This is a genomic window from Acinetobacter sp. TYF_19 (assembly GCF_043105125.1).
In the GTDB taxonomy this organism is placed as follows: domain Bacteria; phylum Pseudomonadota; class Gammaproteobacteria; order Pseudomonadales; family Moraxellaceae; genus Acinetobacter; species Acinetobacter johnsonii.
On sequence record NZ_JBICLH010000061.1, the window covers coordinates 148,772 to 159,135 of the forward strand.

The 10,364-nt window shown below is 41.3% G+C and carries 9 protein-coding genes and 1 pseudogene; 5 read left to right on the forward strand and 5 right to left on the reverse strand.

All coding sequences use genetic code 11. From position 1 onward, the window contains the following. Positions 1–56: 56 nt before the first annotated feature. The 3 genes from ACF8FD_RS08445 to ACF8FD_RS08455 are packed head-to-tail and all read left to right on the forward strand — an operon-like array spanning position 57 to position 3,546. Entirely contained in the window at positions 57–1,067 is a 1,011-nt protein-coding gene (locus ACF8FD_RS08445) for a TAXI family TRAP transporter solute-binding subunit (protein ID WP_058869152.1), read from the forward strand. After that, the gene (locus tag ACF8FD_RS08450; RefSeq protein WP_281963645.1) at positions 1,064–1,537 is read left to right on the forward strand and encodes a DUF1850 domain-containing protein; all 474 of its coding nucleotides are present in this window, start codon (positions 1,064–1,066) and stop codon (positions 1,535–1,537) included. Before ACF8FD_RS08445 ends, ACF8FD_RS08450 begins: the two co-directional genes overlap by 4 nt. Further along, positions 1,534–3,546, forward strand: coding sequence for a TRAP transporter permease (locus ACF8FD_RS08455; RefSeq protein ID WP_279682482.1), 2,013 nt, complete (start codon positions 1,534–1,536; stop codon positions 3,544–3,546). The genes ACF8FD_RS08450 and ACF8FD_RS08455 overlap by 4 nt, the downstream gene beginning before the upstream one ends. Positions 3,547–3,601: 55 nt before the next feature. Here ACF8FD_RS08455 and apbC read toward each other — a convergent pair whose 3' ends face one another. After that, the gene (gene apbC, locus ACF8FD_RS08460; protein ID WP_279682480.1) at positions 3,602–4,879 is read right to left on the reverse strand and encodes an iron-sulfur cluster carrier protein ApbC; all 1,278 of its coding nucleotides are present in this window, start codon (positions 4,877–4,879) and stop codon (positions 3,602–3,604) included. Positions 4,880–5,195: 316 nt separating this feature from the next. Between apbC and ACF8FD_RS08465 the strand changes: the two genes are divergently transcribed. Continuing rightward, a complete protein-coding gene (locus ACF8FD_RS08465; protein WP_004694526.1) occupies positions 5,196–5,525 on the forward strand; it encodes a hypothetical protein in 330 nt (109 codons plus the stop codon). Positions 5,526–5,569: 44 nt separating this feature from the next. Here ACF8FD_RS08465 and ACF8FD_RS08470 read toward each other — a convergent pair whose 3' ends face one another. The 3 genes from ACF8FD_RS08470 to ACF8FD_RS08480 all read right to left on the reverse strand — a co-directional run bounded on the left by ACF8FD_RS08470 (position 5,570) and on the right by ACF8FD_RS08480 (position 7,375). Then, on the reverse strand, positions 5,570–6,034 hold the full coding sequence (locus ACF8FD_RS08470) for a hypothetical protein (protein ID WP_392453324.1): 465 nt from the start codon (positions 6,032–6,034) through the stop codon (positions 5,570–5,572). A gap of 149 nt (positions 6,035–6,183) precedes the next feature. After that, complete coding sequence (locus ACF8FD_RS08475; protein WP_178928994.1) at positions 6,184–6,984, reverse strand: hypothetical protein; 801 nt, start codon at positions 6,982–6,984, stop codon at positions 6,184–6,186. An 85-nt stretch (positions 6,985–7,069) separates the two neighbouring features. Beyond that, on the reverse strand, positions 7,070–7,375 hold the full coding sequence (locus ACF8FD_RS08480) for an HNH endonuclease (RefSeq protein WP_205666967.1): 306 nt from the start codon (positions 7,373–7,375) through the stop codon (positions 7,070–7,072). A 220-nt stretch (positions 7,376–7,595) separates the two neighbouring features. Between ACF8FD_RS08480 and metG the strand changes: the two genes are divergently transcribed. Next, a complete protein-coding gene (gene metG / locus ACF8FD_RS08485; RefSeq protein ID WP_205666968.1) occupies positions 7,596–9,665 on the forward strand; it encodes a methionine--tRNA ligase in 2,070 nt (689 codons plus the stop codon). 85 nt (positions 9,666–9,750) lie between these two features. On the opposite strand, the pseudogene ACF8FD_RS08490 reads toward metG, so the two are convergent. Continuing rightward, a pseudogene (locus ACF8FD_RS08490) lies at positions 9,751–10,364 on the reverse strand (hypothetical protein); the annotation flags it as partial.

Consider the following 10,364-nt stretch of genomic DNA (forward strand, 5'->3'; position numbering starts at 1 on the left):
CAAGGATAAAAGAGCCAAGTGAATGGCTTTGAAGATAATAAAACGAGGAAAAGTATATGAAAAAATGGACTCAACTCACGCTACTTTCAATTGCACTTGCGGGTCTAGGAGCATGCTCAAGTGACAATAAAACCGCAACTTCAGGCGATGCTCAAACTGAAACCAGTGCACAAGCATCCGACAAACTCCAAAGTAAATTTGTCAACATAGCGACAGGTGGTGCATCTGGGCCGTATAACGTGATTGGCACCAGTTTGGCTGAAATTTATAATAAAACCTACGGTGTAAATTCAAAAACCCAAACCACAGGCGCATCGGTAGAAAATCTTAACTTACTCAAACAGAAAAAAGTTGAAATGGCTTTTGTCATGAGTGACAGCTTAACCGAAGCACTGAATGGCACAGGTAGTTTTGCCAGTGGGAAAATTGATAATATCCAACAAGTGGCGGCACTTTACCCCAACTATGTGCAAATTGTGGCATCAAAAAAATCAGGCATTAAAAAGCTTGAAGACTTAAAAGGTAAGCGTATTGCCGTCGGTGCCCAAAACTCAGGGGTTGAAGTTAATGCGCGCACCCTCTTAAATGGTTTTGGTATTACTTACAATGACGTGAAGGTCGACTATCTAGGCTATGCTGAAGCCGCGGATGCTTTAAAGGGTGGAAAAATTGATGCTGCATTCTTAACCAGTGGTATCCCCAACTCATCCTTGATGGAACTGCAACAAGGTTTCGATTTACAACTGGTCGGGATCGATCCTGAGAAAGTGAAACAAATCGCCAAAAACCAAACTTATTTCCTATCTCTGAATATTCCGAAAGGCACTTATGGTAATGCAGAAGATATTCCAACTGCGGCCATTATGAATGCTTTAGTGGTCCGTTCCGATCTTTCTGAAGATGATGTCTATAAACTGACCAAAACCTTCTTTGATAGTTTAGGACAATTGGCCAACTCACATCAGGCAGCGACAGAAATTAATCTGGAAACAGCTCAAAAAGGCGTGGTTGCTCCGCTACACCCTGGGGCTAAGCGTTATTACGACGAACTCGCAGCGAAAAAATGAAGCTGAAAAAAGGTGCAGTGATTACTGCACTTTTTCTACTCGGTTTATTCGGGCTGTTGTTCTTACCTGTTCGCTATAGCGAAGTAACTGTTGCTCAAATGCAGTGCCGAATTTCAACAGCACAATTTAGTTTGCAGTGGAAACATTCAGTTGAAAAAACCCGTTGGATTGAAAACTATCAACGAGAGCAACAACACTTTATATTGCGCTACACCGACCTGATTTCTTTCGGTGCAGGCACACCGAATGACTACCCCATCATCTTTCAAAAAGACGGTATGGTCAGAATGAAAGTTCATCGGCGCATTGATCAAATCAACTGGATCATTTCCAAGAATATGCAAGGCAGTATCATTATTCACCAGAGCGTCTGGCCCATTTTTCAACAATATCCAGATTACACCTTGGTGCAAATTACAGCACAACAACAGCCCTTGTGGAAAGCATGGCAGATCGGAGAATGCCGATGACTCAAAATGAAGACAAAGTTGCCCCTGAACAATTAGATGAGCAACAACAACAAGCCATTTTAGAAAAATTTGATCGTGAGTCAGTGACTCGTTCCCCAAGCAACAAGTCTGTGGCATGGTTCATAGCGGCGATTGCTATTTTCTATTCCTTATTTCATTTATTTATTACATTTAATCCACTACCCGAACTGATTCAACGTTCCGCCCATGTCGCTATTGGTTTGGTTTTAATCTTTCTACTTTATCCTGCGCGTCAGTCCAGTTCACGACAAAGCATCCCTTGGTTGGATTGGTTACTTGCCTTAGCCGCTTTAGCAACCTTTTTATACCTTTGGAAAGAATATCAAGCCATTATGACCACACGTGGTGGTATTCCAAACACCTTAGATATTGTTTTTGCCATTTTAGCCGTGGTGCTGGTGGTTGAAGGCGCACGGCGGGTTATGGGGTGGATGCTACCTATTTTAGGTTTAGTCTTTCTGTCTTACCCGTTTTTTAGCCACTATGACTGGGTCCCTGATCGTTTATTGACGCGCCCATATAGTATTAGTGATATTTTCGGGCAAATGTATTTAAAAACTGAAGGACTTTATTCTTCCGCAATCGGTGCTTCAGTCACTTTTATTTTCCTGTTTATTTTGTTTGGTGCTTTTCTGGCGAAATCAGGCATGGGAAAACTGTTTAATGATCTTGCGATGGCACTGGCAGGCCATAAACAAGGTGGTCCTGCAAAAGTTGCCGTCATTTCCAGTGGATTTATGGGCAGTATTAATGGCACAGCGGTGGCTAATGTCGTGGGTACAGGTTCATTTACCATTCCCCTGATGAAAAAAATTGGCTACCACAAAAATTTTGCAGGTGCTGTTGAAGCCAGTGCCTCTGTAGGTGGACAAATTTTACCCCCAGTGATGGGAGCCAGTGCCTTCATTATGGCTGAAACCACGGGTGTCAGTTATGGCACCATTGCCCTTGCAGCCACTCTTCCGGCTTTACTCTACTATTTAGGTGTGATGGCGCAAGTCCATTTCCGTGCTGGTAAAGACAATTTAAAAGGCGTACCGAAAGCGGATTTGCCACGGGTTAAAGATGTCCTAAAAGAGCGAGGGCACTTACTTATTCCAATTGTGGCTTTGGTATTTTTCCTATTTCAATCCATCCCTGTCAGTTATGCCGCGGTCTACACCATTGTCTTAACTGTGATTGTGGCGAGTTTCCGCAAATCGACCCGTATGGGCTTCAAAGAAATATTAGAAGCGCTCTCCGATGGTGCAAAACAATCCCTTTCGGTCATGGCAGCCTGTGCTGTGGTGGGGATTATTATTGGTGTGGTGAGCCTGACCAGCTTTGGCTCTGTCATGACCTCCTCGATTATGAGCATCGGTGCAGGCAGCCTATTTTTAACGCTGTTCTTTACCATGATTGCATCGATGATTTTAGGTATGGGACTTCCTTCGATTCCAGCCTATATCATTACCGCGACTATGGCTGCACCCGCTTTGGCAAACTTTGATATTCCCACACTGGTGGCACATATGTTTGTGTTCTACTTTGGTCTGTTTGCCAATATTACTCCCCCTGTCGCCTTAGCCGCCTTTGCAGGTGCGGGAATCGCAGGGGGCGACCCAATGCGCACAGGTTTCCAAGCATTGAAACTCTCTTTGGCTGGTTTCATTGTCCCGTTCCTGTTCGTCTATAACCCTGCCATGCTGATGATTGATACGGCCAACGTCGCAGTCAATGCACGTGAGTTTGCCTTTCCTGTATGGACAACTATTGTGAGTATTGTGTTTACCTCAGTAGTCGGTATTTTGGCGCTGGGTGCAGCAGTTGAAGGTTACTTTAAAATTGGTTTGAACTGGTTCTGGCGAATTTTCTTAGGTGCAGGTGCTTTATGTATGATTATCCCTGAAACTGTCACTGATATTATCGGGATTGTGATGGTGGTGATTGCGATCAGCATTAATATAATGCAAGCCAAAAAACAAAATCAGTCCTATTCACTCTCCTAAAAAAGAAAAAAAAGCCCAACTCAACAGATTGGGCTTTTTTTCATTTATGGCTGATTTAAAAAATACGAGTCTGATCTTTCTCAGCCTGAGGCAGTGCGGCTGCAATTTTTTCAGCAATCTGCATATAGCTGTCTGCTGCACTGTCTTCCACTAAAACAGAAGGCTTACCCGCATCCGCATTTTCACGAATTTGTACATTTAAAGGCAAACGCCCCAACAGCGGAATAGCATATTGCTCCGACAGTTGATCTCCACCGCCCGTACCAAAAATTTGCTCTTCAAATCCACAATTTGAGCAAATATGGGTCGACATATTTTCCACAACACCCATAACTGGAATATGTACGCGGTTAAATAACTCAATGCCTTTGGTCGCATCCATAAGTGCCACGTTTTGCGGTGTAGTTACAATTACTGCACCTGTCACAGGAATACGCTGCGCAAGCGTCAACTGAATATCACCTGTACCCGGTGGCATATCAATCATCAAGACATCTAAGTCAGGCCATAAGGTTTGATTGAACAGTTGCATCAACGCCCCTGTCGCTTTCGGCCCACGCCAAGCCACAGGAGTATTATGATCACCTGTTAAATGCCCAATCGATAACACGGCCAAACCATAGGCATCTAAGGGTACAAAATTTTCCGCTTCAATCATCGGCGTTTTGCCCGCATTGCCCAACATGGTCGGAATACTTGGACCATAAATGTCCGCATCTAAGACCCCAACTTTTAAGCCTAGCTTTTGCAAAGCAAGTGCAAGGTTTACCGTGGTGGTGGATTTGCCTACGCCCCCCTTGCCCGAGGACACCAAAATCACATTTTGAATACGCGGATGCTTCGGCACATCACGTTGTTGTGGTGCTGCTTTTTGAATGGGTGGATTGTTTGGATCAGTTTCAACGGGTTGTGCAGCAGCTTGGGCTGCTGAGCCTGAAGCATCAATCACTGGGGGTAAATTGCTTTTCGGTGCAGCCTCTTTTGCTTGGCTTGAACAGCTCTCACCTTCAGCATGCTGATGTCCACAGCCACCTGACTTTTCTTTATGTCCCGTTTTTTGTTGAATCACATGCATGTTTAATTCTTTGATACCGCATGCTTCAAGCGCAACCGCCAAATCATCATGAATCTGTTGTAAATCATCTGCTTCGGCAGGAAAAGTATTGATGGTAATTTGCAGAATATTGCCCTGCACATTCACTTGAGTAATGCGGTCTTTCAACACATGGTTTGAATTGGGCAAGATATAGTTTTGCAGTACTGTTTGGATTTCTTCTTCCTTTACCTCCTGCGCAGGAGAAAAAACTGATTTAAGAGAAGAAAGCCACGACATATATGTACTCCAAATTCGAGTATTCAGCTGAATGCTATAGTTTAACCACAAAACGAACTTAGTTTAAGTTCAGTATTTATGGATTATGCCATGAAATTTAGTATTCCTAGCTTTTTAGTTGGTTTTATACACTGAATATCAAAGGGCGAAGCTTAGTCACTTAAGCTAACTGAAAAAATAAAATCGGTGAATTACATCAAATTTGAACGTAAAGAATTGTAAGTACAATCCAATCTCCCCATTTAAGGTGATGTTATTGCATAGCAAAATATCTATATTCTATTGTTCTATCTTGACGCGATTTGGGGAGAAAAAAATGAAACTTTGGGCCGTGGTTGTTTTGGCTTGCACCATATCTAGCTTTAGTTTTGCAGATACATCAACCAATTCATTTAAAACCCCTGCGGGTCAAACGGTGACTATCGGTGATCAAGTTCAAGACATGCAGAAAAAAATTGATTTATCGCCAATTTCTATGTCCTCTACCCCAATCAGCAGTGCACCGAATAGCCCACTTGAGACGGTATATGTATATGAAATTGCAAACTATCGCTACACCATTCGTACCGTGAACAATCAAATTCAGAGCATCATGTGGTTTAATTTAGACGCAGACCCTGCACTCAGTACACAGTCTACGCCATAGTATTCGCAAATTCGGAAAGATCGACATTCGCCGTTTCAGACGGATTAAGCTTGGTCGTCTTTTTTAAACTTTTGCAGTGTTTCTGTGGCTTTCTTTTTCAATTCGTCAAACTTTTCAGTGGCTTGCACCTTAAATTCTTCCAGTTTAATTTCAGCCTCATGCTTTAACTCAGTAGCTTTAAGTTTTGCCTCATCCAGTTTATGCCCTGCTTCAACTTTAAAGTGATCCAATTTCTCCTGTGCGACTTGTTTCGCATGCTCGGCTTTGGCTTGTGCAGACTCCAACTTTTGCTCAAAAGCTGCATCGCCTTCGGCTTTACTTTCTGCTGCGTTCTGCTTTAAGTCAGTCAGCTGCTTTTCAGCATCAAGCTTGACTTCAGTAGCCTGATGTTTGACATCTTCAAGCACTTTCTCGCCTTCAAGTTTTGCCGCTTGAGCTTTCAACTTCAAGTCTTCGCCCAACTCAGTCGCTTTGGTTTTTAAATCATCGAGTTTATTGTCATTCGTCATGTCACAGCCCTCTTTCGTATTTAAAATTTTGCTTAACTAAGAGTTATACCTTGCTTTTTGAGTGCTGACGTCATTTGCATCATTTGGAAACAATAGCTGTACAGGATGCATCAATTTAAACACCATCCTGTACCACTCAACGGCAGTGACTAACGCTTTAACGTACTGATAAAACTGATAACTGCAAACAGCCAAATAAACAAAATGAAACTGCGTGCTTGCGTGAAATGGATCACGTCCGCACCGTGTACCATATTATGACGAGTGGCGGTGACACTAGAACTCGCATCCATTTTCAATGCTTCAAGGCTCAGAAAATACGGATTGATTTCACTGGCAATTTTGACTTTATGCCATAGGCTTTTGACTTCATGGCCTTTCAAACCCGGTACGATTTTATACACATCGACAAACTTGGTTTGATTTTGCTGTAAATAGCCATGTTCAATCAGCGCATCTGTCAAAATCCCTTCTATTTGACCATAAAGAACTGTAATGCACCCTGCATAACACTGCTGTTGATACAGTTTTAAGGTTTCTTCAATCACGCTGCGGCGCTGGGCTTGGAATGCCCCCAAATCCATCGCGTCGTAAGCGTCAAGCAAAGTTGTTTGGAAATAGTCTGTTTGGATTAAATTAGGCAACTGAAACTTAGTCATATCCGCTTCTTTTTCATTGGCCATTTGCCAGAAAAACAACAGATTGAGCACGTCATTGGCCATTGGTTCATCACTTTCATACTCAAGCTGATCGGCCATTACTGCAAAGTACGAATCTTCCAACTCTAGCTGACGGAGCGACTCGACCAATTGTGCATGAGCTTGACTACCCATTGAAGCAAGATATTGTTCAGCTTGTTGTAAAAGTCGATTGCCCAGTAGTTTGGTCGCTTGTGGATTTTGCGGAATTCGGGTCACGGGTTGGTCGAAATCAAAATCATCATCGATCATGGACGGTATACTCTAAATAGGCTGAATGTACTGAATAACACTATTATATAGCAGTGCTTAAAATTGAAGGCAGATTACTTCATCATTAGCTTTTAAGGTTTAGTGCTATTTTAATAACATCAGCAATAGTTTCGGAATTAATACCTCTCTTTCGAGCATGTCCAGAATAAAACCAACTGATTAATTCTTTATTGCCTTTGGAAGCATTACAACCAACACAACATAAGGCAATATTCTCTAATGTTTTAATATTGATATCATTAATGATGTGCTCCCATGATTTCTTTTTAGCTCTTTCAGTGCCAAATTCACAGCCACAATAAACACAACACTGATCACGTTCTAAAACTAGTTCTTCAATATTTTTGGGTATTCCCCATGAGTTAGACAAAATGATGTACACCTTCTTTTTTAAGATATTAAAAGCGATATTTTCGATCTTTGCACTATTGGCTCATGAATATTTGGCAATAGATCCATCTTCGGGCCGATCAATTCCTATGGGCTTTAGTCTCATTTGAAAACTTTTCACCGATTCACTTGTGCAAGTCGCGGCTATCTAAGGTAAAATCGTTGACCTTATATAAAATACGAATGAGAGAGTCATATCCGTGCGTAATATTTTAGTCACTAACGCCCTACCATACGCCAATGGCCCCATCCATATGGGACACTTACTCGGTTATATCCAAGCAGATATTTGGGTTCGTGCCATGCGTGCAATGGGACACGATGTGACTTATGTATGTGCGGATGATGCTCACGGCACAGCGATCATGCTCCGTGCCGAAGCGAATGGTATTTCACCTGAAGATCAAATCGCCAATGTGCAAAAAGAACACATCCGTGATTTTGACGGTTTTGGTGTGCATTTCGACCATTATGATTCAACTCATAGTGATGAAAACCGTGTTCGCGCATCTGAAATTTATGTGAAAAACCGTGAAGCTGGTAATATTGCCATCCGTCCTGTCAACCAGCTTTTTGACCCTGAAAAAGGCATGTTCTTATCGGATCGTTTCATTAAAGGCACGTGCCCGAAATGTAAATCGGAAGATCAATATGGCGATGCGTGTGAAGTCTGCGGTACAACATACAATGCGACTGAGCTTTTAAACCCGAAATCAACTTTGAGTGGTGCGACGCCTGTAGAAAAATCTTCAGATCACTACTTCTTTAAACTGCCGAATTTCTCAGAATATTTACAAAAATGGACGCGTGACCAAGGTCGCCTACCTGTTTCAATTGCCAACAAACTGGATGAATGGTTTGAAGCGGGTTTATCTGATTGGGATATTTCACGTGATGCACCGTATTTCGGTTTTGAAATTCCAGATGCACCAAACAAGTATTTCTATGTTTGGGTCGATGCGCCGATTGGTTATATGTCGAGTTTTGAAAACTACATCAAAGCGAAACGTCCTGATTTAAGTTTTGACGACTTTTGGAAGAAAGACTCTGACAAAGAAGTCTATCACTTCATTGGTAAAGACATCGTTTACTTCCATGCGCTGTTCTGGCCTGCAATGCTTGAAGGTGCAAACTACCGTACGCCATCAGGTTTATTCATCAACGGTTTCTTGACGGTAAACGGTCAGAAGATGTCAAAGTCTCGCGGTACATTCATTAAAGCTGAAACCTATTTAGAGCACTTAAACCCTGAATATTTACGTTACTACTTCGCGTCTAAACTGTCTGATAAAGTTGAAGACTCTGATTTGAACTTGGATGATTTCGTTCAAAAGGTAAACTCTGATCTAGTTGGTAAAGTAGTGAATATTGCTAGCCGTTGTGCAAAATTCATCAACACCAAGTTTGATAATAAATTATCAGCAACTTGTGCAGAGCCTGAATTGGTTCAAAGCTTTATTGATGCCGGTGATTCAATTGCGAAAGCCTATGAAGCACGTGAGTTCTCTGCTGCGATTCGTGAAATCATGGCGCTTGCGGACAAAGCCAACCAATATATCGATGAGAAAAAACCTTGGGCTTTAGCCAAAGTTGAAGGCGAAGAACAACAAGTACATGATGTATGTTCTGTCGGTATTAACCTGTTCCGTCAATTGGCTGTATACCTTGCACCTGTACTTCCAACTTTAGCGGCTCAAGTGCAAGAGTTCTTAAAACTAGACCGCTTTGACTTTGCTTCTGCTCAAACAGCATTGGTCGATCATGAAATTGCATTGTTCCAACCGTTAATGCAACGTGTAGACCCGAAAGCAGTTGCGGCAATGGTCGATGCGTCTAAAGACTCTTTAGCGGCTGCAGCTGAACCTGTAAAAGTTGAAAAGAAAAAAGAGAAGAAAGCCGAGAAGAAGCCTGAGCCAAAAGTGGGTGAAGCTGTTTCTGAAAACAATGTAATTGGTATTGAAGACTTTATGAAAGTTGACCTTCGTGTTGCTGAAGTTTTAGATGCAGCTCACGTTGAAGGCTCTGATAAATTGCTTCAACTGACTTTAAATGTGGGTGAAGCTGAACCGCGTAATGTATTCAGTGGTATTCGTGAGTTCTACCAACCAGAAGACTTAAAAGGCAAATTGGTGGTGATGGTGGCAAACCTTGCACCGCGTAAAATGCGTTTTGGTATTTCTAACGGTATGGTTTTAGCTGCTGGCAATGGCGAAGGTGTTTGGGTGATTTCACCTGAATCTGGTGCTAAAGCTGGTGATAAAGTATCTTAAGATTTAGATCTTAGATGAAAAAAGCCTCTACGTTGTAGGGGCTTTTTTATAGCATTTCAATTCATTTTTTAAATATAGCTAAAAATTAGCCTTTATATGCCTGTTCCTTTATTTCAAGCAATTTTGGTAAAAATTTATCTTGAATTTTATGCTTTTCTAGCATTGGAGATGAAACTAATTTTTGAGTAGCGAGCTCAATGATTTTTTCAAACCATTTTTCCTCTTGTAAATATATTGCACTTTGGGAATGTACTGTAAATCGTGAGTTTAAACCGTCTATTGCATACATTGCGCTTCTATAGTCAATTCTTAAAAGTTGATCTAGAAAATCTATAGCTTCTAATGAGTTCAAGATTGGATAATCATAGTATTTATTCGTGATCTGTTGATGAAACTCATAACTATCATTTTCCATTAGGGACAATAATTCTTGTACTCTTTCTATATTTTTTTCAACATATTTATCCTCATATGCTTGAGCAAGATCCTCTATAAACTTTTTAAAAATGGGAAATTCACGAGCATATAATCCATATCCACCAGACTCCTCACTAATACCAAAGTAATCAAATTTTTTAATATTTTCCTGTAAATTTACAATATTTTTATATTGACTAACTACTAATACTAATAAGTCTTCGACTGAAAAGAAAATAAGATTTTTTTCCTTAAAGTATAATAACATACTGACAGTATGAA

Excerpts from the sequence above, each read along its gene's own strand:
- ACF8FD_RS08445 (WP_058869152.1), top strand. The coding sequence starts at position 57 with ATGAAAAAATGGACTCAACTCACGCTACTTTCAATTGCACTTGCGGGT.
- ACF8FD_RS08450 (WP_281963645.1), top strand. The coding sequence starts at position 1,064 with ATGAAGCTGAAAAAAGGTGCAGTGATTACTGCACTTTTTCTACTCGGT.
- ACF8FD_RS08455 (WP_279682482.1), top strand. The coding sequence starts at position 1,534 with ATGACTCAAAATGAAGACAAAGTTGCCCCTGAACAATTAGATGAGCAA.
- apbC (WP_279682480.1), bottom strand. The coding sequence starts at position 4,879 with ATGTCGTGGCTTTCTTCTCTTAAATCAGTTTTTTCTCCTGCGCAGGAG.
- ACF8FD_RS08465 (WP_004694526.1), top strand. The coding sequence starts at position 5,196 with ATGAAACTTTGGGCCGTGGTTGTTTTGGCTTGCACCATATCTAGCTTT.
- ACF8FD_RS08470 (WP_392453324.1), bottom strand. The coding sequence starts at position 6,034 with ATGACGAATGACAATAAACTCGATGATTTAAAAACCAAAGCGACTGAG.
- ACF8FD_RS08475 (WP_178928994.1), bottom strand. The coding sequence starts at position 6,984 with ATGATCGATGATGATTTTGATTTCGACCAACCCGTGACCCGAATTCCG.